The sequence below is a fragment of the Levilactobacillus huananensis genome (assembly GCF_003946145.1).
Taxonomy (GTDB): domain Bacteria; phylum Bacillota; class Bacilli; order Lactobacillales; family Lactobacillaceae; genus Levilactobacillus; species Levilactobacillus huananensis.
The window spans coordinates 80,560-105,084 of sequence record NZ_RHOC01000004.1 but is presented as its reverse complement, the minus strand read 5'-3'; the positions used below and the strand labels follow the sequence as shown (position 1 = coordinate 105,084).

At 49.5% G+C, this 24,525-nt stretch carries 22 protein-coding genes; 15 read left to right on the top strand and 7 right to left on the bottom strand.

What is annotated here, in order from left to right:
- The first annotated feature begins 278 nt into the window (after positions 1-278).
- The 8 genes from EKM71_RS05000 (at position 279) to EKM71_RS04965 (ending at position 9,393) form a co-directional block, all read left to right on the top strand.
- Entirely contained in the window at positions 279-1,916 is a 1,638-nt protein-coding gene (locus tag EKM71_RS05000; RefSeq protein WP_125573555.1) for a glycoside hydrolase family 13 protein, read from the top strand.
- A 211-nt stretch (positions 1,917-2,127) separates the two neighbouring features.
- Positions 2,128-2,598, top strand: a complete 471-nt coding sequence (locus EKM71_RS04995) for a MarR family winged helix-turn-helix transcriptional regulator (protein ID WP_125573631.1) — start codon at positions 2,128-2,130, stop codon at positions 2,596-2,598.
- 318 nt (positions 2,599-2,916) lie between these two features.
- Positions 2,917-3,669 carry a nicotinamide riboside transporter PnuC gene (pnuC, locus tag EKM71_RS04990; RefSeq protein ID WP_164504724.1) on the top strand — a complete coding sequence of 251 codons (753 nt, stop codon included), beginning with the start codon at positions 2,917-2,919 and terminating at the stop codon, positions 3,667-3,669.
- A 287-nt stretch (positions 3,670-3,956) separates the two neighbouring features.
- Positions 3,957-4,874 (top strand): magnesium transporter CorA family protein, encoded by a 918-nt coding sequence (locus tag EKM71_RS04985; protein WP_125573553.1) that lies wholly within the window; start codon positions 3,957-3,959, stop codon positions 4,872-4,874.
- Positions 4,875-5,086: 212 nt separating this feature from the next.
- Positions 5,087-6,847 (top strand): pyruvate oxidase, encoded by a 1,761-nt coding sequence (gene spxB / locus EKM71_RS04980; RefSeq protein WP_125573552.1) that lies wholly within the window; start codon positions 5,087-5,089, stop codon positions 6,845-6,847.
- Positions 6,848-7,017: 170 nt separating this feature from the next.
- Positions 7,018-7,473: a MarR family winged helix-turn-helix transcriptional regulator gene (locus EKM71_RS04975; RefSeq protein ID WP_125573551.1), complete on the top strand. Its 456-nt coding sequence runs from the start codon at positions 7,018-7,020 to the stop codon at positions 7,471-7,473.
- Entirely contained in the window at positions 7,463-8,863 is a 1,401-nt protein-coding gene (locus EKM71_RS04970; RefSeq protein WP_125573550.1) for a DHA2 family efflux MFS transporter permease subunit, read from the top strand. Before EKM71_RS04975 ends, EKM71_RS04970 begins: the two co-directional genes overlap by 11 nt.
- Positions 8,864-8,973: 110 nt before the next feature.
- Positions 8,974-9,393, top strand: a complete 420-nt coding sequence (locus tag EKM71_RS04965; protein ID WP_125573549.1) for a hypothetical protein — start codon at positions 8,974-8,976, stop codon at positions 9,391-9,393.
- A gap of 196 nt (positions 9,394-9,589) precedes the next feature.
- On the opposite strand, the gene EKM71_RS04960 is transcribed toward EKM71_RS04965, so the two are convergent.
- The 3 genes from EKM71_RS04960 to EKM71_RS04950 form a co-directional block, all read right to left on the bottom strand.
- On the bottom strand, positions 9,590-9,835 hold the full coding sequence (locus EKM71_RS04960; RefSeq protein WP_125573548.1) for a hypothetical protein: 246 nt from the start codon (positions 9,833-9,835) through the stop codon (positions 9,590-9,592).
- Positions 9,836-10,065: 230 nt separating this feature from the next.
- A complete protein-coding gene (locus EKM71_RS04955; RefSeq protein WP_125573547.1) occupies positions 10,066-11,427 on the bottom strand; it encodes a sensor histidine kinase in 1,362 nt (453 codons plus the stop codon).
- Positions 11,417-12,118 (bottom strand): response regulator transcription factor, encoded by a 702-nt coding sequence (locus tag EKM71_RS04950; RefSeq protein WP_125573546.1) that lies wholly within the window; start codon positions 12,116-12,118, stop codon positions 11,417-11,419. Before EKM71_RS04950 ends, EKM71_RS04955 begins: the two co-directional genes overlap by 11 nt.
- 180 nt (positions 12,119-12,298) lie before the next feature.
- Between EKM71_RS04950 and EKM71_RS04945 the strand changes: the two genes are divergently transcribed.
- Positions 12,299-12,592 carry a hypothetical protein gene (locus EKM71_RS04945; protein WP_125573545.1) on the top strand — a complete coding sequence of 98 codons (294 nt, stop codon included), beginning with the start codon at positions 12,299-12,301 and terminating at the stop codon, positions 12,590-12,592.
- Between the two features lie 57 nt (positions 12,593-12,649).
- Here EKM71_RS04945 and EKM71_RS04940 read toward each other — a convergent pair whose 3' ends face one another.
- Together EKM71_RS04940 and EKM71_RS04935 are read right to left on the bottom strand one after the other, a co-directional pair.
- Complete coding sequence (locus tag EKM71_RS04940; RefSeq protein WP_125573544.1) at positions 12,650-13,531, bottom strand: LysR family transcriptional regulator; 882 nt, start codon at positions 13,529-13,531, stop codon at positions 12,650-12,652.
- Between the two features lie 203 nt (positions 13,532-13,734).
- A complete protein-coding gene (locus EKM71_RS04935) occupies positions 13,735-14,376 on the bottom strand; it encodes an SDR family oxidoreductase (protein ID WP_125573543.1) in 642 nt (213 codons plus the stop codon).
- 431 nt (positions 14,377-14,807) lie between these two features.
- Here EKM71_RS04935 and EKM71_RS04930 point away from each other — a divergent pair, with 431 nt between their 5' ends.
- The 5 genes from EKM71_RS04930 (at position 14,808) to EKM71_RS04910 (ending at position 20,581) form a co-directional block, all read left to right on the top strand.
- Positions 14,808-16,010, top strand: coding sequence for an NAD(P)/FAD-dependent oxidoreductase (locus EKM71_RS04930; protein ID WP_125573542.1), 1,203 nt, complete (start codon positions 14,808-14,810; stop codon positions 16,008-16,010).
- Between the two features lie 416 nt (positions 16,011-16,426).
- Positions 16,427-16,918 carry a methylated-DNA--[protein]-cysteine S-methyltransferase gene (locus EKM71_RS11255; protein ID WP_125573541.1) on the top strand — a complete coding sequence of 164 codons (492 nt, stop codon included), beginning with the start codon at positions 16,427-16,429 and terminating at the stop codon, positions 16,916-16,918.
- 334 nt (positions 16,919-17,252) lie between these two features.
- A complete protein-coding gene (locus EKM71_RS04920; RefSeq protein ID WP_125573540.1) occupies positions 17,253-17,819 on the top strand; it encodes a TetR/AcrR family transcriptional regulator in 567 nt (188 codons plus the stop codon).
- A gap of 393 nt (positions 17,820-18,212) precedes the next feature.
- The gene (locus EKM71_RS04915) at positions 18,213-19,628 is read left to right on the top strand and encodes an NAD-dependent succinate-semialdehyde dehydrogenase (protein ID WP_125573539.1); all 1,416 of its coding nucleotides are present in this window, start codon (positions 18,213-18,215) and stop codon (positions 19,626-19,628) included.
- Positions 19,629-19,831: 203 nt separating this feature from the next.
- On the top strand, positions 19,832-20,581 hold the full coding sequence (locus EKM71_RS04910) for a glucose 1-dehydrogenase (protein WP_125573538.1): 750 nt from the start codon (positions 19,832-19,834) through the stop codon (positions 20,579-20,581).
- Positions 20,582-20,791: 210 nt separating this feature from the next.
- Here EKM71_RS04910 and EKM71_RS04905 read toward each other — a convergent pair whose 3' ends face one another.
- Together EKM71_RS04905 and EKM71_RS04900 are read right to left on the bottom strand one after the other, a co-directional pair.
- Entirely contained in the window at positions 20,792-21,322 is a 531-nt protein-coding gene (locus EKM71_RS04905) for a GNAT family N-acetyltransferase (protein WP_125573537.1), read from the bottom strand.
- A gap of 125 nt (positions 21,323-21,447) precedes the next feature.
- Positions 21,448-22,824 (bottom strand): Nramp family divalent metal transporter, encoded by a 1,377-nt coding sequence (locus EKM71_RS04900; protein WP_125573536.1) that lies wholly within the window; start codon positions 22,822-22,824, stop codon positions 21,448-21,450.
- A 604-nt stretch (positions 22,825-23,428) separates the two neighbouring features.
- On the opposite strand from EKM71_RS04900, the gene EKM71_RS04895 reads away from it, so the two are divergent.
- Entirely contained in the window at positions 23,429-24,283 is an 855-nt protein-coding gene (locus tag EKM71_RS04895; protein ID WP_125573535.1) for a DegV family protein, read from the top strand.
- The last annotated feature ends 242 nt before the right edge of the window (positions 24,284-24,525 follow it).

The following is a 24,525-nucleotide window of genomic DNA, read 5'->3' as shown; positions in this document are numbered from 1 at the left end:
ATTTTTGTGGGCAAGGCGTCGTAATCGGTTACCTTCTAGGCTGAGGCCAACGGGGTGTAGGCGGTATGACCTTAGGTGAATAAGTTGGTTCAATGATTAATAAAATAATAAAGAAGGGGGACTATTTTCTGCTGTCGTTTATTTTATGGGGTTAGGCATAAAACTTGCAAAAAGAAACCACAACCCGGATAATTATTGGTACAATGAAAGCGAGTGCAAGACTGATGGTTAGAAGCGACAAGCGGTTGCATTAATTGCGTATTGGAAGGAAGAAATTCATGAGTGACACAGAGTGGTGGCAGCGAGCCGTCGGGTACCAGATTTATCCACAAAGTTTTTATGATAGTAACCACGACGGGATCGGCGATCTGCCGGGCATCCAGCTCAAGGTGGCTTACCTACAGTCACTGGGCATTGACTTTGTCTGGATCGCTGCCTTTTATCCATCCGGTGGGATTGATAATGGCTACGATGTCACAAACTATCAGGGGGTGGCGCCGCAATTCGGAACGATCACTGATTTTGATCACCTGGTCGCGGCCCTGCACGCCGCGGATATTAAGGTGGTATTGGACCTGCCACTGAATCATACGTCTACCAAACACCCGTGGTTCCAAGCCGCGGTGGCAGATGTGCAGAGTCCCTATCATGATTACTATCTTTGGCAATCGGCCACCAAAGACACAGCGCCCAATAACTGGGAATCCGTTTTTGGCGGATCGGCCTGGACCTACAATGCGCAAGTCGGTGCGGCTTATCTGCACTCCTTTGCCAGAGAACAGGCCGACCTGAACTGGGAGAATCCCGCCGTACAACATGAGTTGGCGGCAGTCATTCAGTGGTGGGCCGACCGTGGTGTCGATGGGTTCCGTCTCGACGGGGTGACTCATCTGAAGAAGCGCGCGGACTTTGCGGATGTGGCTAATCCAAGAACTGGCTACTTTGCCGATTTTACCGGGGTAACCGCTTATCTCGAGGCTTTGAAACCCGTCTTGCGTCGTAATCATTTGCTTGTCATTGGCGAAACTGGTGGTATTGATATGACCACCGCCCAACACTGGTTAGCCCCCGAAACGGGCTACTTCGATCTGTTACTGGAGTTCGACCACGTGCACAACTGGGAGTTGGCTGAACCTAAGCTACCAGTGGCTGCACTTCGTGAGAATTTAACGAAATGGCAGTTGGCGATGGCCGATAGTGGCTGGATTGCGTTATTTATTGAGAATCATGATCTGCCACGGGCCGTGTCCTACTATGGTAACGACCGGAACTACCGGCGTCGCTCAGCAAAGGCCCTGGGGTTGTGGTACCTGTTGATGAGAGGAACGCCCTTCATTTATCAGGGACAAGAGTTGGGATTGACGAATGCACACTTTACGTCAATCGATGACTATCGAGACCTTGACAGTCGGTTGTATTACCGACAACAGCTGGCACAGGGTGTGCCAGCCGAAACAGTTCTAGAAGACCTGTCCGAACGAAGCCGAGATAATGCACGTACGCCACTGCCTTGGACACAGCACCGATACGGCGGGTTCTCCGATCACCAGCCCTGGATCAAGCCGGCGCCTGATGGGGAGCGGGTGAACGTCGAGCGGGAGAGCCATGATCCGCATTCGGTGGTGACCTTTTATCGGCAGTTGGTTCGACTGAAGAAGTCGGTACCAACGTTGCTACGGGGTCGTTATGAATTGATTGATACACACGACGATCAGTTGTACGTCTACCGTCGAACTTTGAACGGAGATAACTGGTTGGTCGTCGTTAATATGAGTGACGACAGTGCTACCACCCAAGAATTTGATTTGAAGACGAGTGAACTTATTTTAACGAACCTACGATTTGATGCAGCATCAGACGATCTCGAGATTCAACCTTGGGAAGCCCGCTTGTATCATTTGAGAAAACTGGAATAAAGGTTTAGCGGGGCGGACCGGGTTTAAAACGCGGCCGCCTTTTTTATACCCTAAACTTTTTTACAAATTAGCGAATTCCTATTGCATTTCTGCAAATTGTTCTTTATTATTAAATGTATAGATATTTCTATGGGGTCAACCATTTTGCGTATTGCTAATCGTGTTAATTATCTTAGCGGTTAGTGAAGAAGATAAGGATATGATGAATACTATGGCAAAGAGTAAGGTCGTTCATGCGGAAAGTTTTTTCGAATCTTACATGGAGTTGAAGCGAGAATTGGAGAAGTCAGCGACACGGTTCCAACGGGCAATGGGGATTTCCGTGGATCAGTACGCGATTCTACACCATATTTTGGAGAATCCTGGTAAGCTAACTTCAGCTACTGTTGCCGATAGCCGCGGAATTTCTCGTGCCGCAGTGTCGCGCGGAATCTCGCAATTGATTCGTCGGGGCTATGTGCTGCAAAGTTATCAGTCTTCCGATCGCCGAGTACGTCCATTATCATTGACAGCCAGCGGTGAAGCCTTAGAAATGGCTTGTCATGATCTTCTGGTCAAATCAGCCAAGGTCATGAGTCATACTGAGCTGGCGGCTGGTGGGAGTCAATTGACGGTCAGTGAATTGACTCAAATGTTGGCAGTGGCAACGGCTAAGGCGACCACGGCGACTCCTGAGGCCTAATCACTCACGCATGAATTATAAGCTAAGATCAGTCGTATGCGACTGGTCTTTTTCTATTCCCTCAAACGAACAAATATGTGCAACCTTCGGAACAGATTGTTTTTGTTTCACGGCTGTGGCCGTCTGATTGTAACCGCTTACTACGGGTAAAAGTGGCATGAAACAAATTTTAAAAGAGGCCCCCGAAAGGAAATTTACGTGCTATAATCGATCCTGTTGTTCAAATTGAACGCCACAACATGTTGTGCTAACTGACCACTTCACCGGTGATGAAATACTAGATGTGGTTAATGAAAATGAAGAGGGAGCGCAATTAGCATGAAGCATTATATTCAATTTTTATCCCACCAACTCAAAGGGTGGCCACAGCAAAACTATTACTTATTCTTCTTTAGCCTAGGGTGCCAAGTCATGACGCTGGTTAGCCAACAAATAACGTTGCTGACTGTCTTGACGTTTATTGGGACGACGCTGGGAGTTCTCTGTGTTCTGGCGATTAACGCGGCGAAGTCGGTTAATGGTTTTCTCGGCGTGCTTTCTGCAATCTGCTTCATTATCACGGGGTATGCGGCGAAGAACTATCTGAGTATTTTCGAACAGGTGGCCTACGTGGCCACACTGGATATTCCAGTTCTCTTGAGCGCGAGCTGGAACGTCAACATGGCGTCTAAGATCCGCAAGTTTACGGGTCGGACCTGGGTCATTGCACTGGCTTCAACGGTTGCGATTTACTTGGTCTCTGGCTGGGGAATTGGAACCTTTACCGACGATCCACGACCATGGGTCGATGCGATTAGCTTCGCCATCAGTCTGACCGCTGGCGTAATCTGTTTCCTACGGTTCAACAACCAATACGTTTGGTGGATCGCTTCTGGTCTGGCTCAAATGGTGCTGTGGTTTATCTCCTTCCGCCAAGGATCGGCGACGTTGGCGATGTTCATCAACAGTTCCGTCTACTTGATTAATGATGTGTTGGCATTCACCATCTCGCCCTGGTATAACGAGAAGGAACGGCAACGGGTCATCAAGCAGGAGACGGCATATGCCGCCAGCTTGGAGAGCAATAATTAATTAGGTGTCAAAATTTAGTGATTGAAGGGATCGTCATTTCCGGGCGTGGGGTCCGGAAGTGATGATCCTTTTTGGTTTTAGAGGGGATGTCGTGTTTGAGTTGGCCTTTCCCAATAGGTCTTTCTAAGTGCATCTTGTCTGGATTGATTGGCTGGATCGCCCTTGCTTCCGATAGTCCAGCCTGACGCATCTGGCCGATAGTTAGAAGCACAATCCCCGAAATTTGGCGGTAAAAGTTAGCCCCTCGTGGTACACTGTAAACAGCGTTTAACAAGGAGCGGAATGACATGATTGTTGAAAGAAAGATTGGGACGGGGGAACAAGACCTGGTCTGGGTGATGGCCATGGTTGAGGACGATGCCGACCGAGAAAAATTACAGGTTAACTATGGTCTGACTGAAGAAATCTTGACCTACGTTACCGATGAAAATGAACGCTCCCACTATGACCGTGACGAGTATTTGAATACACAACTCTTTGTCTTTCACGTGCCGGTGGTTGTGGACCAAGTGTCGCAACGTTATATTACGCGGCCTGTGACATTTCTACTGAAGGGTCACCGAGTCTTCTCCATTACCACTAAAAATACCCAGTGGGTGAATCAGACGTTGAGCGACCGACTGAAGTTAGAACAGATTATGGACACCAATGAGTTCGTGTTGGTTGGCCTGTTCATTTTGTTTGACCAGTTTATTCCACCAATTCGTAAGATTAATGCGGAACAGAATCGTTTGGACCGGCAGCTCAATCAGTCGCCGGATAACAAGGATTTAATCGCGTTGTCTAACCTGCAGCAGAGTCTGGCGTACTTTGTCAGTGCCACTCGGAACAACGCGATGATGGTGGTTAACCTAAGTAATACGCCTTTTGGCAAGCAACTCTCGGATACCAACAATGAGCGTCTCACGGATGCTGTCATTGAAGCCCGTCAAACGTCCGAAATGACGTCTATCGAGGCGGATGTTGTCGATCGTATTTCCAAGACGTTTAACAACGTGTTGAACAATAACCTGAACGACACGATGAAATTTTTAACGATTTGGTCATTGGTCTTGACGATTCCAACTATCGTGACGGGATTTTACGGGATGAATGTTAAGCTACCATTTGCCAATCAAGGGATCTCGTGGCTGATTACCGTGGCCATCATGGTCGGCGTTATGGCCTGGGTGGCCTTGATGCTAAAACACCGGCATTTTTGGTAAGAAGATGTTTCAACAATCTCAATGCTAAAAAGGGCTGCCATCGCAGCCTTTTTTTGAGCCGTAGAATGGAAGCGCTTCATAAGTGAAGCCTTTCACTAACAAAAAGTAAGTACAATTGCTGGCATTCACCATAACTTGGGGATATGATGACAGTAATCAATGATTTTAGGGTGCTGAATGATCGACACCTACACCGAAGGAGCGCGATTCAAATGACAAAGATGATTGCGGGTCAAGCATTGGTCAAGGTTTTAGAGGCATGGGGTGTCGATCACCTCTACGGTATTCCTGGAGGGTCCATCAACCACACTGTTGAGGGTCTCTACCTGGAAAAGGACAAGATTCAATACATCCAGGTGCGCCACGAAGAAGTGGGGGCTTTAGCCGCCGCAGCTGATGCCAAGTATACTGGCAAAGTTGGTGTTGCCTTTGGTTCCGCGGGCCCTGGCGCCACACACCTCTTTAATGGTCTTTACGATGCCAAAATGGATCACGTGCCAATGTTAGCGTTAGTCGGTCAAGTCCCTCAGCCAACGATGAATACGAATTACTTCCAAGAAATGGACGAAACGCCAATGTTTAGCGACGTGGCTGTCTATAATCGAACGGCAACGACAGCCGAACAATTGCCTTATATGGTCAACCAAGCCATTCGTGAAGCCTACCGGCAAAAGGGGCCAGCTGTGGTCATTATTCCTGAGGATCTTTCAGCTACAGAAATTGATTATGAACCAGTTAAGACGCCAAACACGGTCTCAAATACTTACACGCAAACGATCGATCCCGCTGCGATAACCGCCACACTCGACCTGATCAAGGCAGCCAAGCACCCCTTAATCTATGCTGGCCGGGGATTGTTGGGAGCTCGAGACGAGCTGGTTAAGTTCAGTGAACAGTTCCATATTCCCGTACTCAATACGGTTCCCGCTACGGGCGTCATTCCAACTGATCATCCCAACGCCATTGGGACGTTTGGCCGTTTGGGGTCCAAGTCTGGGTTTGAAGCCCTTCAGCATACGGACTTGATTCTTTTCCTCGGTTCTGAGTTCCCATTTGCCCAATATTGGCCAAAGAATATTAAGATCATTCAAGTAAACAATAATTCATTTGATATTGGGAAAATGGTTCCAATCGATTATGCGGTCATCAGTGATGCAAAGAGTTATCTACAAGCCATGATTGCCACCGGTGAAACGTTGCCAGAGACGGATTGGTTACGTGCTAACCGGCAGAATAAGCAGAACTGGAATGCCTGGTTAGCGCAACAGGCCGATGATGATAGTCAGGGCCTCGCACCCGAAGCCGTCATGAAGAAGGTTGCCAGCATGGTTGGCCCGAAGGATACCTATGGGGTCGATACCGGGAATGTTTCTGAATGGTCTGTTCGTGGCTTACCAATGGATAAGCAACAACGTTTCGTTCTCTCTGGGTTATTCGCTACCATGGGGTATGGGCTACCAGCAGGGTTAGCTGGGGCGTTGAGTGTGCCAGATGGTCAAGCCTGGTCCTTCTCCGGTGATGGTGGATTCGCTATGGTTGCCCCCGATATTATCACAGAGGCGCGTTATGAGTTGCCTGTTATCAACGTGGTCTTCAGTAACCGACGCTTCGGATTCATTTACCGTGAACAAGTTGATACCAAGCAACACTTGTACGGGGTCGATCTGACCGATGCCGACTGGGCGAAGGTTGCCGAAGGACTCGGTGGGATTGGGTTCACCGTTTCCAACAACGCCGAAGTCGAAGCGGTCTTCGATCAAATCAAAGACCTGCAGGCTAAGGGGAACCGCAAGCCGATTGTGGTCAACGCGGTTATCAAAGACGACGATCCAATCGGAACGGCCTTCATGCCGCTTGATGCTAAGCTCTACGGTCAAGAGATGGTCGATGCTTATGCCAAGACTAGCCACATCGATCCCAAGGAACAACCCGCGTTAGGCGAATTGTTACGCGCCAAGGGTGACACGCTTTAAATTTAACTTTAACGGCCGCATGCGATCAATCTTGATCGTGTGCGGTTTTTTTGATCTGACTGTTCATATCACTACGAGGTGGGAAGGGCCAGCTACACGAAAATTAACGCTTGCATTTTCCAAGAAAGCCAGTTAAAATTGTTAGCTGACTAACAAAAGGAAGTGTGGAAATGCCCAATAGAAGATTAGGTGCTTGGCTGAGAGATGCTGAGCACCAGATGAGTTTTGAAATGAACGAGTTTGCTCGTCCCTATGATCTCACAGGAATGCAGATGTCCGTGATTGATTTTCTCAGTCGGCGGGGAACAGCCGATACCTATCAGTTAGACGTTGAGCGAGAGTTTCACGTGCAACGGTCCACGGCATCCGTGATGATCAAGCGGATGGTGGAACGCGACTTGGTTTCGCGAGAGGTGGCTAGCAATGACAGTCGCAAGCGCCAACTCAGATTGACTCTGAAGGGCCAACGGTTGGTACCGATCGTCACGGCTCATCTGGAACAACAGGATGCCAAGATTGTGGCAGGACTGACGGCCAATGAAGCCGCAGCCTTTCGTCACGCATTACAGAAGGTTGCACAGTGGGGAAAGTCCATCCCCGGAGAGGAGTCTGCTAATGGCAAGTGAAAGAATTGAGCCTCGAGTCGTCGGTGCTGTTTTGGCTACCGGCTTGATGTCTCTGAGTGGTGTTATTGTAGAAACTGCGATGAATATTACGTTTCCGACGTTAATGAAGCAATTTGACGTGACCACGGGGACCGTGCAATGGATGACCACACTGTATCTCCTGATCGTGGCCTGCATCGTTCCGATCTCCTCATATTTGAAACGGCGTTTTCGGTTGAAGTCGCTGTTTGTGACGGCCAACCTTCTATTTATTACAGGATTGTTGCTAGATGCCATTGCACCGACCTTCGCGTGGTTGTTGCTGGGGCGGGCCGTCCAAGGACTCGGAACCGGGATCGCCTTACCCTTGATGTTTAACATCATCCTTGAACAGGTTCCGCTGAGTCGGATTGGATTGATGACGGGGATTGGAACCTTGATCACAGCCGTGGGACCCGCTATCGGGCCAACCTACGGCGGTATTTTAGTCACGAATTTCAATTGGCGATATATCTTCTGGATTCTGTTGCCATTTCTCATCATTTCGTTCTTTGTGGGGATTCGGACGATCAAGCAGGTCACGCCTACGAAGCGAGAGTCTTTCGATGTCCTCAGCATGGTCACAGTGATTCTGGCCTTCGGGGGGCTAATCTACGGGTTCAGTTCTCTCGGCAGTCACGAGTGGCTGAGTTGGTCGGTTCTGGGCTCATGGATTGTGGGTGTTATTGGCGTCATCGGTTTTGTGCGCCGGTCGGATCACGTCGATCATCCGCTGATTCAGCTGGCAGCGGTGCGTAATGGGGCTTTCGCCTGGCATTTATTGGCCTTCTTTTTAGTGCAGACAACGGCACTGGGATTGTCTTTTATCTTGCCAAATTATCTGCAGTTGGTGGACCAGCGAACAGCCTTTGTGGCTGGGCTGGTGGTCTTGCCAGGGGCTGTCATTGGTGCTGCCTTTTCCCCAATCGGTGGTCAAATCTTGGATCGCTTCGGCGCTAAACGCCCCATTCTTTTGGGCTTGAGTATTGTTGTCCTCACGTTGGCCCTGATGACGGGCTTTGCAAGTCACCTGTCGGTCGGTGCCATTCTGTGGCTTTACGTAGCCTACATGGTTGGAATTGGGATTGCCTTTGGGAACATCATGACAGCTGGATTGAAGCAATTGCGTACCGACCTTAAAGCGGACGGTAACGCCTTGATGAACGCGCTTCAACAGTTCGCCGGTGCCATTGGAACGGCCGTGGTCTCCGCGATCATCGCCGCTAGTCAGGCATCTGGAACCGGCAGTACCGCCGTTAAAACGGCATTGGGGTCTCAATGGGCTCTATTGGTATTGGTGGTGACCGGACTTGGGGCCTTGCTCAGCATGCTAGCGGCCTTTCGATCCGAACGGAACACAACGGGGCGTTAGTATTGCAACTACCCTAACCAGGTCAGTTTCTGTTAGCCTATTGTTAAGCTTTCCTGTGCTACACTTGGCTTCCAAAAGCGGAACCCAACTTGGAAAGCGAGGCGATTCAGATGCGGTTTGATTGGCGCTATGCGTTTCATTCGTTCTGGTTTCTTCAGGTATTGATGTTGCTGATGAGTCCGGTGATTTTCGAACCCGTCGCATCTAGCAGGAATCTGGCAGTAGGTGCAATGCTCGGATTGGTCATTGTTGACGGCCTCTTCACTCGTCAGTATCCTTACTTCAATCGGTTTGGTCGGCAGGGATTTGAAGGTCTCGTTGGATTTATTTTCTTCACGATTGTCGCTTGCATGGCCCCTTACTTTCCTGACTGGACGCCCGCAATTTGGGGCTTTATGAGTTTTTGCGTTGCTAGCTTTGGGGGCACCTTAGACGGTTATCTGGCTTATCCCACGGAAATCATGGTGGGACAGACGCGTAAACAGTTGCGACGAAAGGCCGAGTTTACGCATAAGCCGATTCCCCATTAAGAATTAATCATAGCTTTAAACAAGTGGGTCTGGGATAAAAATCTCAGGCCTTTTTTGGTGTGTGGAAGCCCTTTTATTAATCAAAAAAGCCGCCAAGTCAAGCATCTTGGCGGCTGAGGTTGCGGATCGCTTTAGTGGTGAATGGCGCTCTCACTGGGGGCCTTTAATTCACGGCGACAATTAATTTTTAGTTGTGCTACATGGCGTACGTCCAATCGTAGGCTAAGAGTTGGTGAAACTTCTCGCCAATTGGCACCCAAAGTTTGGCCTTGGCGATGTTCGTGATGGATTCCCAGAATAAGGGGTCCTTGCGTTCCTGGTCGCTTAAGTTCAGGTTGACATAACTCCCAGCTTCCGTCTTAGCGATGACGTAAGGGTAGAAAACCTTCGTAATCTGGGCGGGTGTTACCGTATGAATGTGTGGGTTGTCATCAATCAGCATAATCTCACGCTTCCTTTCAAATTATGAGGTCTGAGTGTGAACGCTTGGGTTGGTCAGGCATGGCAGCCTTTGGGGCACGCTCAAAGCCTACCTTTCAGGCGGGTGGCGTCTGATTGAAGCAGGCGGCACGCTAGATTGTCATGAACACTCAGATATCATTTATGGACCCAGTATACCTGGGAAAGGTCACTTTAGTCCTTGATTTCAGTTAAGGATTACCTGAGAATTTCTTATTTTTCTTTTGCAGTGGCCAGGGTTATGGTAAATCGACTACCGTGAGGTGTGTTGTCGGTGACAGCAATTGTCCCGTGGTTGAGACGGACCAGTTGTGACACGATGGCGAGTCCCAGACCGTTACCCGTAATCTTATTGGACCGGGCAGCATCGACGCGATAGAAACGTTCAAAGATGTGCTGGCGATTCTCCGGCGCGATCCCTATCCCTTGGTCGGCCACCGTAAGGGTGACGTGGTCGTTGGTTGTGGCGACAGTAACCGCAATGGGCTGGTCTTCTGGTGAGTACTTGTGGGCATTGTCGAGGAGGGCCGTCAGGATTTGGTGGAGCATATCCTGATTACCCAGAGCCATGGCTGGTGTTGCGGGACCGTTAAACGTCAACGGTTGGCTGACCAGGGGTTGGTAGTGCTCGACGACGCCTTGGGCCATGAGCGCGATATCCAGAGGCTCTAGGGTGACTGCGGCGCGATCCGCTCGGGACAGATGGAGTAAGTTTTCAATTAGATGTTGCATCCGCAGAGATTCTTGGTCGATGAAGCCTAGTGATTCAGGGATGACCTCGGGATGCTGTTCTCCGCGACGTTCGATTAATTTGAGATTGCCGCGGATGGTGGCAATGGGAGTTCGAAGTTCATGTGAAGCGTCAGAGATAAATTGACGTTCGCGTTGCAATCGACCATTCTGAGCAGCTAGAAGCTGATTAAAGTCGCGCGCTAGTTGGGCCACTTCTACCGGTTCTGTAGGACGCGGTAGTTCCGGTTGGGTACTCTCGGGATTGGCCGCGGCCTGCTGGGCCGCCTGGGCCAAGGTGATAGTGGGAGCACTAATCCGGTTGGCTAATCGGCGAACGTAGGCCAGCCCAATCAGGAAGCTCAAACCAATAATAATGATAAGGACTGCAATTAAGATGTGGAGATTGCCAACCAGAACGTGCATTCCAATGAAGAGATCGTAGGTTCGACCGCCTGTTTTGAGTGATTCGGAGAAGTAGAGTCCCCAGCCCTTGAAGTAAGTCAAATGGGTGAAGGGAATCGACCAGGTCTTAGCCGCTGCAAGTGCGGCACCTCGTGGGAGCAGTGACGTGGTGGTGCCATTGGCTTGTTTGATGAAGACAAATGTGTTGTGGGAGTTCAGGCCACTCGCTTGGTTAATCTTGAGCCAGTCCTGAAAGTTGCTGACCTGGGAGGTTTGGAGGCTGGCACTCAGCTGGGCGGCCTGGTTCTGGGCGCGAGTGAGTTGGTCGACCACTAGGGTGATACTGACCGTGAGTACGATGACGATCCCAATCGTTACCAGCAGACTGGTAAACGAATGACGAATGATATCCGCGTAAGAGCGCGGTTGTTTAGTTCGCATCAGCATCATCTTCCTTTAGGCTGTAGCCGACGCCACGCACCGTGTGAAATAGGTGCGGCGCGTCGCCTACGTCAATTTTATTACGAAGGTAGCCGATGTAGACGTCGACCACGTTCTGTTGGCCGAGAAAGTCGACTCCCCAGACGTTGTCGAGGAGTTCATCTCGGGTAAAGACCTGACCGGGATGTTGCAGTAAGAAGAGTAAGAGATCGTATTCGCGCTGGGTAAGCTGGAGGTTACGGCCCCCACGATCGACCTGACGCGTCTTGGTAACCAGGGTCAGGTCGGCTAAGTGGTAGGCCTGATCGCGACCAGCTTGATGTTCAGCGCGGCGCTGGATGACCCGAATTCGGGCGAGGAGTTCCTCGATTTCGAAGGGTTTCGTGATATAGTCATCGGCGCCTGTATCTAGGCCGGTGACCTTGTCGCCAAGGTAGTCACGGGCCGTCATCATAATGACGGGCAGGTCATCGTGTTGACGAATCCGGCGGAGAACCTGCATGCCATCCATCTTTGGCAACATCCAGTCTAATAGAACTAAAAGCAACTCGTCGCGTTTTTTCTGATACGTTTCCCAGGCTTCCTCACCGTCTGCGGCCGTGATGACCGTAAAGTCTTCGAAGGTCAGCTCCTTGGCAACGTAACTGGCGAGGCCTTCCTCGTCTTCGACCAGTAGAATTGTATTTTTCATAACTCGTGATACTCCTTCGTATGGTGGCGTTTAATGGCATAATACCATAACACTAGCGGTGGAAAATAAGAAATTCTTATGTCCGGCTTATTTTAGCCTCAAGATTAACAGGGACGTGCCATGGTATAACTAAGACATCGAAAGCGAACAGCCAAAACAACTAACTGAGGAGTGGTTAAAATGACTAAAATTAAGACGATGATGACTAAAATTATGCTAGGTGCTATGACGGTGACGACCTTACTGGCAACTTCTGCCGGGGCTTCCGCTGCAACGAAGCCGACGGTGGGGGACAATGCCCCTGAGATTCGGACATCGATTCAGCTAAGTGACCGGCCCAACGCCGGTATTCAACCGGCCCGGATCCACTTGCAGCGGATTACAACCAAGAAAATTTCCAGTCAAGTCCAAACGGCCGTCAATGCCAGTGCCCTGAACCTGGACAACCAGCATGACGACCGTCAATTAAAGTAAGGGTTAATCAGTAGAATAGAAGCTAATTCGAGCGTGATTGTCGGCTAACGCCGGGAGTTACGCTCCTTTTAGTTCGCGACGGGCCAAGTCGATGAAGGCCTGAGTGGCGGCGTTAAGGTGTTGTCCCTTGCGTGTGACCAGGCAGATACGAAATGGTGGAACGTCATCGAGTAGGGGCAACGCGATCAGTGGGTCACTCTGTGAGATGGCCAGGTCAACCAGTAGACTGACCCCGGCATTGACCGCGACCAGCTGCTTGATCAGTTCAACCTGGCTGGTTTGGAACCGGATCGGTGGCGTGATGCCAGCATCTGATAGTTGATGAAAGACGTTATCTTGAACGTAGCCGGGTTCTAGCATGATGAAGGGATCATCTACAAACTCACTGAAGTTGACTCGGTTGCGGTTAGCTAGGGGATGTTGTTGGCTGACGATAATGGCGAATTCTGCGGAGGTGAGTTCTTCTACATTCAAGGTATCGGCTGGTAGACTGCCTGCGGTACCAATAAAGGCCACGTCCAGTTCACCGGCTAAAAGCTTTTGTAGAATTTGGTTGGATCCCCCCTCGACGGGTTTTAATGCCTGGAATAAGTTTGCTTCCTGCAGGGCCGGCGCCAATTGTGGTAAAAGGTTTTGACTAATAATTGGTGGGAGGCCTAGACGCACGGTACCATTCTCCAGACTGACTAGGTCTTGTTGGGAACGATGATATTCATTTAAGATACGGCTAGCGTGAGCGTAGAATTGGTTGCCAGCAGGGGTCAACGTGACCTCGCGACGGGATTGCCGACGATCGACCAAAGGAACAGCCAATTCTTTTTCCAGTCGGCGTAGCGCAGCCGATACCGCGGGTTGGGTCACCTGAAAATCTTCGGCAACGCGAGAGAAGCTCTGACGGTCGACTAATCGGGTAAAGTATGCTAAGTCTTTAAAATTCATGCGCTATTTCCTTTCCAGTGGTTAACCATTTATAAACTTATTTTATCACATCGGGGATAAACAATTCATACCAATTAGTTGGTTATGTACTGTTTTGTGTGAAATATAAAAACCACGCGTTGGTCTGCCTGGCCGAAATACCGGGTTTTCGGGAGATAAAAAGGACGTCAACCAACGAGGCTGACGTCCTAACAGGGCTTAAATTACTGAATAATGGTGTCAATAGCCGTGTCGCCATTGACGAATTCAATCGTTTGCTTAGGTTGGGGATGTGCCACGATAGCCGCAACCACCGCGGCCACGTCGGCCCGACTGACAGACTTCGTTTCGCTATCGGCCGTCTGGGTGGTGATCTTACCGGTTGGGGCATCGTTGGTCAAAATACCAGGCCGGACGATGGTGTAAGCCAGGTTGGTACGGTGTTTTAGCCATTCATCGGCGTAGAACTTCGCCACGTAGTATGGGCGAATGCCAGACTTACGCCAGAAGGACCGGTCGTCGGTTCCCATGGCGCTGACGATGATAAACCGTTTGATACCAGCTTTTTCTGTCGCAATCATGGACTTGACGGCCCCATCAAGATCGATGTTTAGGGTCATGTCATCTCCAGTGCGACCACCGGATCCAGCAGAGAAGACGACGGTATCGATGCCAGCCATGGCTGCGACGAGATCATCGATACTCCCCATCAGATCGACCAAGCGCGGTTCGCCACCTAAGGCCTTTAATTCTGAAGCCTGCGTATCGGAGCGGATACCGGCATAGACGGTTTCACCTTGGGCTGCGAGTTGTTCGACAATGTGCTGGCCAACGTGGCCGTGGGCACCAATTACTAATGTTGTCATGAAGAAGTCCTCCTTGAGTGATTTGGTGTTGGGTGTTAGTCTGCGGTGACTAAGGCGGCATCGCATGACCGTAAATGATGACCCCACCAGACCTAATTAACTTAACTAACCTCTACCTTAAAGGTTTCGTGAGGAGATTTCAGCTAAAGTGACTCGCCAAGGTCTGAGCTGACTGACATACGGGGTTAACCACTTTGTCAATTTCTTGTCTGCGCAGGAGGTCCCCTTGTGAAATATTTAATAAACCGCTTTCAATGGCTTTTCACCTGATAACTCGTATAATAGAAGTAAATCATCCCTGATGACTAGGTCACCCGCTGATTTCTCCGGGGGGAGTGGTCATTGGCTAAGGGCTTATGGACTTAGTCAATTAACGGATTAACAAACTAACCGAACTTCAGGGAACTCTAGCAGAAAAGGGGTCGTTTAATATGGCAACGATTTTAGTTCTCGGTGGTGGCTACGCAGGCATGCGGGCAATCAAGTTCTTACAGCGTGAGGTACCCAGTGAAGATAAAATTATTTTAGTCGATAAGACGAGTACCCATACAGAAAAAACCAATCTGCACGAGGTGGCAGCAGGGACCATTGCCCCTGACCGCATCACCTATGAAATTAACGATGTGATTAGCAGTCGCGTGGCCTTTATTCGCGACAAGGTAACCAATGTGGATGTCGATCAGAAACAGGTCACATTGGCGGATCATGAACCCATTACCTATGATTATTTGATTGTGGCCTTGGGCTTCCAGTCTGAAACGTTTGGCTTGAAGGGTGCCGAAGAGAATGCCTTGCCAATGGATGACTTGGAAACTTCTGAGGCCGTTTACCGGCACATTGAGGCTAAGGTAAAGGGTTATGCTCAGAGTCAAGATCCTAATGATTTAGTGGTCGCCGTCTGTGGCGCTGGGTTCACTGGGATTGAACTCCTGGGTGAATTAACCCAGTCGCTGCCAAAACTTCAGACGCGATACAACACGCCAGCCATCAAGCTGGTCTGCCTGGAACGTTCCCCAGCCATTCTGCCAATGTTTGACAAGTCTTTGGCAGACTATGCGATGGCCTTCATGGCCAAGCACAACGTGGAGATGAAATTAGGATCCAATATTAAAGAAATCAAGCCCGGCGCAGTGGTTTACAGTGATGGCAATGATGAAGAACACGAAGAGACGGCGAACACGATCGTTTGGACCGTGGGGGTTAGTGGATCGCAAGTTATCGCAGATTCCGGTTTTGAACAGCGCCGAAACAGAGTTGTCGTTGAGCCTGATCTGTCCTTAGCTGATCATCCCGAAGTTTATATCGTTGGGGATGTGGCCGCTGTCATGGATGCTGATAGCGAACGCCCATATCCAACCACGGCACAAATTGCTTTGGCGGCGGGCGCACAAGCGGCTAAGAACATCGGGTTACAACGACGTGGCCGTGAGACCTTGCCATTCGTCTACAAGTCCGTTGGGACGGTTGCTTCACTGAGTGACCGCGATGGTATCGGTGAGATTTTCAGTAGTAACCGTAAGATCAAGGGTTACGTGGCTTCTGCCATGAAGAAGGTCATCACCGACCGTTCATTACTGGAAAGTGCTCATTTGAGTACGGTCTTTAGTAAGGGCCGATTCGACCTGTATCACTAAAATTTAAATCGGTACGACGAGATAACCACATGAGAACGTCCTTGGTTTGGGCGACTGATGTGGTTATTTTTATTTCTTGTTAGCCATAGCCGCGGCGAGTCGTCAAGACGACTCTGAAAAGTTAGCGAGGGTATCGATTAACCGTGATCGATGGGGCGTGTCCCGACAACTGGCGGCGAGCAGTTGGAAAGTGACCAAAAAACAACAAGCATCAAGCCACTTTTAAACCAAATGAAGGAATAATTAACAGCGTTAGTTTGCGGATAGAGTGCGTGGTTGGGAGGGCCAAGGGCCAATCGAGACCTGAAGGCCGGTGGGCTAACCATCGTACAGAATGATTTCGCGAAAAATTTAATTGAGTAATGTTAGCCTATCGTCTTTTTTAATGATAAAATAAGTAAAAAAGGGTGATCATTATGTGGCAAAAGCAGATTGAAACGCCGCTGGGATCGATGACCGCGTCCAGCGATGGAACGGCCATTACGGGTCTGTGGTTTGTTGATCAGCAGCACTTTGGGAGCACGTTACCCGAGGCGACGCCCATTGGCGATTATCCGGTATTTGACCAGCTGACTACCTGGCTGACCGCTTACTTCAGCGGCGCACAACCATCCGTTACTTTCCCGGTTCGGCCTAGCGGGACACCGCTTCGACGCCAAGTTTGGCAAGTGTTACGGACAATTCCATATGGTCAAGTTTGGACCTATAGTGAAATTGCGGATAAGGTTGCGATGCAGCTGGGACATAACCCCGGTGCCCGTGCTATCGGGGGTGCGGTTGGTCATAACCCAATCAGCTTGATTATTCCTTGTCATCGTGTGATCGGTAAAAATGGGGATTTAACTGGTTACGCTGGGGGCCTGAAGCGCAAGCGTTGGCTACTAGAACTGGAAGGATCGTTAAAATGACTTGGCAGATCGATAATTGACGAAGAAAATGCCGATTTTTTCGAAATTTTACGGCTTAATGACCTATTGTGCACAAAAGTATCGTACAATGTATCAGTGGTTATGCTATAATCGAGGCTGTTTAAAGGATAGTCGAGGTTATAGTTGATAGTTATAACTAATAAGCAACTAACTGACATTTTCTCTGAAAAAAGGGTTTTATCTGGCGCGAAGACGCGTATAATTTTAGTCAGCTTAGGATGTTAGTTAAGGTTACTAGCTTCCGGGGGGGATGCTAGTAACGTGCAAAATCAAAATCTAAATCTAAATGGTGTGTATGATTGGAGGTATCACGATGGCTGCATCGGAAACTAAGGAGCGTATTGCGGAGGCCTTGGCTTCGCTGTTGAACCACAATACGTTTGACAAGGTCACGGTCCGTGAGATCGCTGACGAAGCAGAAGTTCACCGGAAAACGTTCTACTACTACTTTGCCGACAAATATGAATTGCTGGGTTTTGTTTACGAACATTTTATCGTGGACGCCCCACGGCATGAGCAACCGACGGCATTGACGCTGGAAAATTGGCGGCCGGCAACGATCCAATTATTGGAACGAATCGCTGATCATTCGAAAATTTTTTTGAATGCCTATCCGTATGATGGTGGCGTTTGGCGCCAGTCTGCGAATGAGTTTGTGGCGTCGCGGTTGTCAATTTTACTCCACGCAATGCCCGAGTACCGTTACTTAAAGGAAGACGTGATCGACACGTCGGCGGAGTTTATTGCCGCTGGCGCGTTGGGAATAATTAATAAGTGGGCGAACGATAACTTTACTGCTAGCCCCCGGACGGTGTTGGACCAGATTACCACGGCCAACCGTCTGTTCAACGGGATTTTGGACCGTTGGAAGTTAAGCTAAACGCTTACGGAGCGACTCTCATCTTGAGAGTCGCTTTTTTGATGTCCCACATCTTCAAAGGACGTGGCTGGAGGGGTAAAGCGTCGTCGGTTAGTTTGAACAATTGGCGAACCTTCTAACCCTTGTGATGTTTGAACATATTTGCCGGTTTAGCTGTCATACTTGAGGGGAATTAATCAGTCACGATCTCGTGGTTTTACCCAGAATTCAGTCATAGACCAATTTTGTTGGAAATTTATGAGAGCGCTTTAAATCCGTGTGCTATTTCACAAAATAGCTTGAATAAAAAGTCACAAACGAAATACTGGCGTTCCGCAATCTATGAGGGTATAGTGGCAAATGTAAGGGGTTACTTTGTGAACGCTGATGACCCCGATAAGGAGGAAGAGTAGAATGGCTTATCAAACAACCAATCCCTATACCAATGAAGTTGTGAAGACTTATGAGGACGCAACTCCTGAGTATGTCGAAGAAAGTTTAGCAAAGGCACAAAAACTCTATTTGAAGTGGCGGAACGATCCCGTATCCAGTCGTATTCCCGTACTCCACAAGTTGGCACAGATTTTCAGAGATGAGACGGATAGTCTCGCTAAGGTGTTAACGGTGGACATGGGTAAGCTGATCGGTGAAGCTAAGGGTGAAGTGATTCTGTGTGCGATGATTGCCGACTACTATGCCGACCACGCCGAGGAACTTCTGAAGCCTCGGACCATCGCGTCTATTGCTGGTGAAGCCCAATTGGAGAACCATCCACTGGGTGTCATGATGGCTGTGGAACCTTGGAACTTCCCTTACTACCAAATGATGCGGATCTTCGCACCAAACTTTGCCGTGGGTGACCCAATCGTTTACAAGCACGCCGCAATTACGCCAGCTTCAGCCTTGGCTTTCGAAGACGCTGTTCGGCGGGCAGGAGCGCCTGAAGGGGCTTTAACCAATCTGTTCTTATCCTACGACCAAGTTTCCGATGTCGTTGCTGACAAGCGGGTTCAAGGGGTTGCTTTAACCGGCTCTGAACGTGGCGGAGTTGCCGTTGCCAAGGTTGCTGGTGAACACCTCAAGAAGACCACGATGGAATTGGGTGGGGTCGACGCCTTCATCGTCGCTCACGATGCTAATATGGCTGATGTCAATGCCATTGCACCACGGGCACGTTTATATAACGCTGGTCAGGTCTGCACGTCTTCTAAGCGGTTCATTGTGACCGAAAACAATTACGATGAATTCTTGGCTTCCTTGAAGGCCGCCTTCTCATCCGTTAAGATGGGCGATCCAATGGATCCATCGACAACGTTAGCACCAATGAATTCTAAGCGGGCCAAGGACAAGTTACAGGCTCAAGTCGACGAAGCCATTGCTGGTGGCGCAACGGCTTACTACGTTCACGACCCAATCGATGACGATGGTCAGTTCTTCATGCCAACGATCTTAACCAATATTACCAAGGATAATCCAGCATACGGGAAGGAAATGTTTGGTCCCGTTGCTCAGGTTTACAAGGTTAAGGATGACGATGCAGCTATCGCCTTGGCTAACGATGCCGATTATGGTTTAGGTGGTATCGTCTTTGCTGGCACTGCCGAATATGGGGCAGAATTGGCCTCTCGAATTGAAACGGGAATGGTCTTTGTCAACACCTTCTTCAGCTCCCTACCGGAACTTGAATTCGGTGGTGTCAAGAAGTCTGGTTTTGGCCGTGAACTCGGGCAGAGCGGGATCTTTAGCTTCGTCAACCAGGAACTCGTGGTTAAGCGCGACCATCCAAATGATGATGAAACGGGTGGCTTAGTCTTAGCCCACAAGTTTTAATTTAAACGAATAAAGACTAAAAATCCGGGGCGCGCAGGTCTCGGATTTTTTTATTGGAAATTAAGTCTGAAATGAAAAGTACTGTCATTAAGGTAGTCATCAAACAAGTAGTGCCGATCACCCATTAAGTGAGAGAATTATTTTCCCCTAACCGTTGAGTGTGATATTCTGAACAATAGAAAAGATTGAAAGGATGATTTGATATGACTGATCGTTTAAAGGGTAAAGTTGCCATTATTACCGGTGGGGTTGCTGGAATCGGCCTCGGTATCGCAGAGTGCTACGTTCGCGAGGGAGCCAAGGTTGTGATCACCGCTAACCATAACGTTGATGGCGGTCATGCAGCTGTCGAAAAGTTCGGGGATGACGTGAGTCTCTTCGTGCAACAAGATGTTGCCAAGGAAGCCGACTGGCAAAAGGTTATCGATGCAACCATTGAAAAATTTGGTAAACTAGATATTCTGGTTAACAATGCCGGTATTGGAGGCCCTAACACGGCCATTGAAGACCTGTCATTAGCTGACTGGCAGAAGGTTATTGACATCAACCTGACGGCTAACTTCTTAGGTGAAAAGGCCGCTATCAAGACGATGCAGAAGACCAACGACGCCAAGGGGTCCATCATTAATGTGTCCTCAGTTGCCGGGTTGATCGGGCTACCAATGGCGCCAGCTTACTCTGCTAGCAAGGGTGGAAGTCGGATGTTGAGCCACGCGACGGCCTTGAACTTAGCCCAACGCGGGATTGATATCCGTGTTAACTCCGTTCATCCAGGCTGGATTGACACGGCCATCATCCCCGCAGCCGCTAAGGAACAAATCACCAAGACGGTGCCAGTGGGTCACTTAGGCAAGCCACAGGACATCGGTGAAGTTTGTGTCTACCTAGGTAGCGACGAATCTTCATTCGCTAATGGTGCCGAGTTTACGGTGGACGGTGGGCAAAGAGCCTAGTCGTAGTAAGCGTGTCAGCCAGGGCGATTAGCTGGCAAGCATGAACGTCGCCAAGGGAATCATCTCGAACCTGGATGACTTTCTTGACGGAGTTAAGCGGAGTTGGCTGCCCTAGCTGACACGTTTCGGCCACGTAAATTCAAAGAAATTAAAAAAGGCAGTGTGCGTCCATTTTGGGACCACACTGCCTTTAAATTGCGCTAAAAGAAATTAGTCAGAGGCTAACTTTGCAAATAATACAGCATCTCGATACCCGTCATGATTATCGGGAATCTGTTGACGCAAGCGACCTTCTACTTGAAAGTGTCGGCGCTTAGCCACACCCTGACTGGCGAAGTTGGCACTCGCTGCCAACAGAAATAGCTTGCGTAGGTGAAGGACGGCAAAGCCAATCTGTTCGACCGTCTTAAGGCACTGTGTCATGATACCGCGGCCTTGAAAGACGTTCCCGAGCCAGTAACCGACCTCGGCCTGACCATCATGGATGTTGTGTAGGTCAATCATGCCTGCCGGTCGATTATTGACCCAAATAACGGCCAGCCAGAGTTCACCACTCACCATGTGGCGCTGACAAACGCGCAGAAAGGCTGCCTCGTCTGCTACCGTTTCGGTATCATCCGCCCAAGGCAACCACTGGCGTAAGGTCTGCCGGTCGGCATCGACGAGCTCGAACAACGCCGGTGCATCGTCTGGCGTTGGAGACTTGAGGACAATGGTTTTAGAAACTCGATAATCAGTCATGAGACCACCTCGCTTTTTTCTTAGTTATAGCTGGTGAGTACGGAGAAGTCAATGGTTAGTAAGACTGGAGGCAAACTAACGGTAAAAGAAAAGCCCGGCCAAGGCGGCCGGGCGACTCGTCAGGTTTAGGCGAGATGTAACGTATTTAAGATGAGGTAGATGTTTAAGATGATTAGAATTACCGCAATGATCCAGCCAAGGATTCGTGACCACGTCTTATTGACGAACTCACCCATGAGGTCCTTGCTACTGGTGAACATCACCAGTGGAATCATGGCGAACGGTAACGCAATACTCAAGAATACTTGTGAGAGTGTCAACAGGTTTTCAATCTTTGCTTCATTACCATGGTAGTAAATGGCGAAGATCACCACTGGTGTCACTGAAAGAAGTCGGGTGATTACCCGTTGTGCCCAGAGTGGCATCTTCAGGTTAATAAAGCCTTCCATGATGATTTGACCAGCCAGGGTCCCCGTAATTGTGGAACTTTGACCGGAAGCCAGTAAGGCTAAAGCAAATAGCATACTCAGGATTGGACTGGCAATCGCACCGACAATCTTACTGTCGCTTAAAGCGTTGAACAGGTCGACGAACCGGCCCAAGTCACTGTTGGTTCCGAAGAAGAGGGCGGCTCCTAAGATCAGGAGCAAACTGTTCACAACGAAGGCTAACGTCAATTGGATGTTGGAATCAATCGTGGTGAAGCGGATGGCCTTGGCCACACTCTTCCGATCTTTCCGATCGAAATTCCGAGTTTGTGAAATGGATGACCCCAGGTACAAGTCATGAGGCATCACAGTTGCCCCGACAATCCCTAAGGATAGGTAGAGCATACCTTGATTGGTCACCACTTTACTGGAAGGAAGGTACCCCTTCAGCATCTGGCCAACATTTGGTTGGGCTAAGATAACTTCATATAAGAAGACGAAGAGGATGACGGCAACCAAGGTTGCCACAATGGCTTCAATCTTTCTGAATCCGAGTTTCATCAGGATCAAGAGGATTAAGACGTCAGCGGTGGTAATCAGAATCCCGACAATTAACGGGAAGCCGAATAACAACTTCAGGGCGATGGCTGAACCGATGATTTCAGCAATATCGGTGGCCATGATGGCGAGTTCAGTCACGACCCAGAGGAAGAAACCGGTCTTCTTACCGGTTCGCTCTCGAGTGAGTTGCGCTAAATCCTTCCCGGTCACAATCCCGAGTCTAGCTGACATGGCTTGTAAGAGCATGGCGACCAGACTGGAGAGCAAGACCACGGTTAGTAACGCATACTTGTAGTTGGCACCACCGGCGATGGAGGTAATCCAGTTACCGGGGTCCATATACCCTACGGCAATCAGGGCACCCGGACCGGTATAGGCCATCAGGGTACGCCAGAAACCGGCATTTTGCGGGACCTCGACAGTCCCGTTAACTTCGTCGAGACTCTTCTGGTCGCCGCCAGTGGATTGGAGCATATGGTGCTTGGACTTTGGATCGGATTCGTGATTCTTCATAAAAAAATCCCTCTTTTCTATTGGCTTAGAAATTCAGGCAGTCGAGTGACTTCTGTCTTTCCTATAAAGTCCGGAGAAGTCCCAGTCGAAACGGTGCGAATAAGAGCAATTACGTGAGACTGGGTCGTACGACAGACTTTGATTCCATCCGTAAGTATAGGCTATTGAGCCGCAATGTCAACCTTGAGGGGGATTAATTTTGGTCGCCCAAACATTTATTTTTATAAAAAGTTGTCTTTTAAGTCGCTCACGGTTTATGGTCATCTTGCGCCTCTTTTTTTTCTGAGTCCGGTTTCATGGTTGCCAGACGTGGCCGTTGCGTTTGTCGGTGAGGGGAGTTCCGACAGGTGGCTTGGTCAGGTTGAACAGAAATAACGAATGCCTGAATTAGAGAAAAATGATAGATGATAGCTAAAATATTTTTTAATTGCACTCAGTATAGGGGGAAACTTTAGAATTGGCTGTCTTGGCGAAGGCAAATTAACTGCTTGGTAAAGGGACTTCCAGAACAAACAATAGATGATCTAGTTTCAATAACTAGGTAATTGCGTTATAATTACGATTATTATCCAAGAACGATACTAGGAGAAACGAGGTAACAGTCATGTCACAAGAAAAGATTGCCATTTTGGTGGACTCATGTTCCGACGTTCCAGCCGCAGTGCTTGAAGCGGCGGACATGGCCTTAATGCCGATGAATGTGATTTTCCGCGATCGGGCCTACGAGGACCGTGTCACCATCACCCCAACCGAATTCTATCGACGCCAAGCCAACGAGAAGGCCACCACAGCGAGTCCCACGGGTAAGCACATCATGGACGCGCTGGAACGGATTCAGGAATCTGGCTACACGCATGTGATTGCGGTTTGTATCTCGGCGGCTCTGTCTGGCACCTACCAGGAGACACAGCTATTGGCCGCCGATACCGATCTGACGGTACACGTTATCAATACCCGCAGTGTCGGGATCGGAAGTGGATTTGCGGCTATTTATGCGGCTCAGTTACGTGATGCTGGCAAATCTTTTGATGAGATTGTGGCGGAAGTGGAACGGGTGACTGCCCAGACGAAGGTCTTCTTCTATGTGCCATCCCTGAAATACCTTCAGGCTGGTGGTCGAATTGGCAAGGTTGCCGGGATGGCCGGCACACTCTTAAATGTAAAGCCGATTATTTCGTGTGATGAAGAGGGGATCTATTACCCAATCGCCAAGGTTCGTGGGACCAAACGAACCCTAGGCAAGCTGTTAGAGCTCGTTAATAACGCCATTGGCACCGCTAAACGGGTTAACGTGGCCGTCTGTGACGGGGCCGACCCGGACCTGCGAGAGCGCGTTTTAACGGCCTTAAAAGCCGCCCATCCGAACGTGGAGGACTGGTATGCTGGGGATGTGTCGCCTGCACTGGGGGTACACACGGGGCCAGGACTGATTGGCGTTGGGGTTCAGGTGTTGGACTAGTTCTGCCGCGAGGTGGCAAAGGACGACTCGCGGTGACATTGATGGCGAAAGCAACACGGTTTCGCCATCCCCTAGTTGCGGAGGTTAGTTTCCTAACGGGGATGGTGAACCATGGATGATGCTTGCCTTTTGACCGGCTAAGACCGACCTAGATAGACTTCCTAGCAGACGTTGTTTAGGCTAAGCCTGGTTGCAACGAGTCTGGTTAGGTGACGCAGACGGGGGAGAAGCCCCTTCACCAG

Excerpts from the sequence above, each read along its gene's own strand:
- EKM71_RS05000 (WP_125573555.1), top strand. The coding sequence starts at position 279 with ATGAGTGACACAGAGTGGTGGCAGCGAGCCGTCGGGTACCAGATTTAT.
- EKM71_RS04995 (WP_125573631.1), top strand. The coding sequence starts at position 2,128 with ATGGCAAAGAGTAAGGTCGTTCATGCGGAAAGTTTTTTCGAATCTTAC.
- pnuC (WP_164504724.1), top strand. The coding sequence starts at position 2,917 with ATGAAGCATTATATTCAATTTTTATCCCACCAACTCAAAGGGTGGCCA.
- EKM71_RS04985 (WP_125573553.1), top strand. The coding sequence starts at position 3,957 with ATGATTGTTGAAAGAAAGATTGGGACGGGGGAACAAGACCTGGTCTGG.
- spxB (WP_125573552.1), top strand. The coding sequence starts at position 5,087 with ATGACAAAGATGATTGCGGGTCAAGCATTGGTCAAGGTTTTAGAGGCA.
- EKM71_RS04975 (WP_125573551.1), top strand. The coding sequence starts at position 7,018 with ATGCCCAATAGAAGATTAGGTGCTTGGCTGAGAGATGCTGAGCACCAG.
- EKM71_RS04970 (WP_125573550.1), top strand. The coding sequence starts at position 7,463 with ATGGCAAGTGAAAGAATTGAGCCTCGAGTCGTCGGTGCTGTTTTGGCT.
- EKM71_RS04965 (WP_125573549.1), top strand. The coding sequence starts at position 8,974 with ATGCGGTTTGATTGGCGCTATGCGTTTCATTCGTTCTGGTTTCTTCAG.
- EKM71_RS04960 (WP_125573548.1), bottom strand. The coding sequence starts at position 9,835 with ATGCTGATTGATGACAACCCACACATTCATACGGTAACACCCGCCCAG.
- EKM71_RS04955 (WP_125573547.1), bottom strand. The coding sequence starts at position 11,427 with ATGCGAACTAAACAACCGCGCTCTTACGCGGATATCATTCGTCATTCG.
- EKM71_RS04950 (WP_125573546.1), bottom strand. The coding sequence starts at position 12,118 with ATGAAAAATACAATTCTACTGGTCGAAGACGAGGAAGGCCTCGCCAGT.
- EKM71_RS04945 (WP_125573545.1), top strand. The coding sequence starts at position 12,299 with ATGACTAAAATTAAGACGATGATGACTAAAATTATGCTAGGTGCTATG.
- EKM71_RS04940 (WP_125573544.1), bottom strand. The coding sequence starts at position 13,531 with ATGAATTTTAAAGACTTAGCATACTTTACCCGATTAGTCGACCGTCAG.
- EKM71_RS04935 (WP_125573543.1), bottom strand. The coding sequence starts at position 14,376 with ATGACAACATTAGTAATTGGTGCCCACGGCCACGTTGGCCAGCACATT.
- EKM71_RS04930 (WP_125573542.1), top strand. The coding sequence starts at position 14,808 with ATGGCAACGATTTTAGTTCTCGGTGGTGGCTACGCAGGCATGCGGGCA.
- EKM71_RS11255 (WP_125573541.1), top strand. The coding sequence starts at position 16,427 with ATGTGGCAAAAGCAGATTGAAACGCCGCTGGGATCGATGACCGCGTCC.
- EKM71_RS04920 (WP_125573540.1), top strand. The coding sequence starts at position 17,253 with ATGGCTGCATCGGAAACTAAGGAGCGTATTGCGGAGGCCTTGGCTTCG.
- EKM71_RS04915 (WP_125573539.1), top strand. The coding sequence starts at position 18,213 with ATGGCTTATCAAACAACCAATCCCTATACCAATGAAGTTGTGAAGACT.
- EKM71_RS04910 (WP_125573538.1), top strand. The coding sequence starts at position 19,832 with ATGACTGATCGTTTAAAGGGTAAAGTTGCCATTATTACCGGTGGGGTT.
- EKM71_RS04905 (WP_125573537.1), bottom strand. The coding sequence starts at position 21,322 with ATGACTGATTATCGAGTTTCTAAAACCATTGTCCTCAAGTCTCCAACG.
- EKM71_RS04900 (WP_125573536.1), bottom strand. The coding sequence starts at position 22,824 with ATGAAGAATCACGAATCCGATCCAAAGTCCAAGCACCATATGCTCCAA.
- EKM71_RS04895 (WP_125573535.1), top strand. The coding sequence starts at position 23,429 with ATGTCACAAGAAAAGATTGCCATTTTGGTGGACTCATGTTCCGACGTT.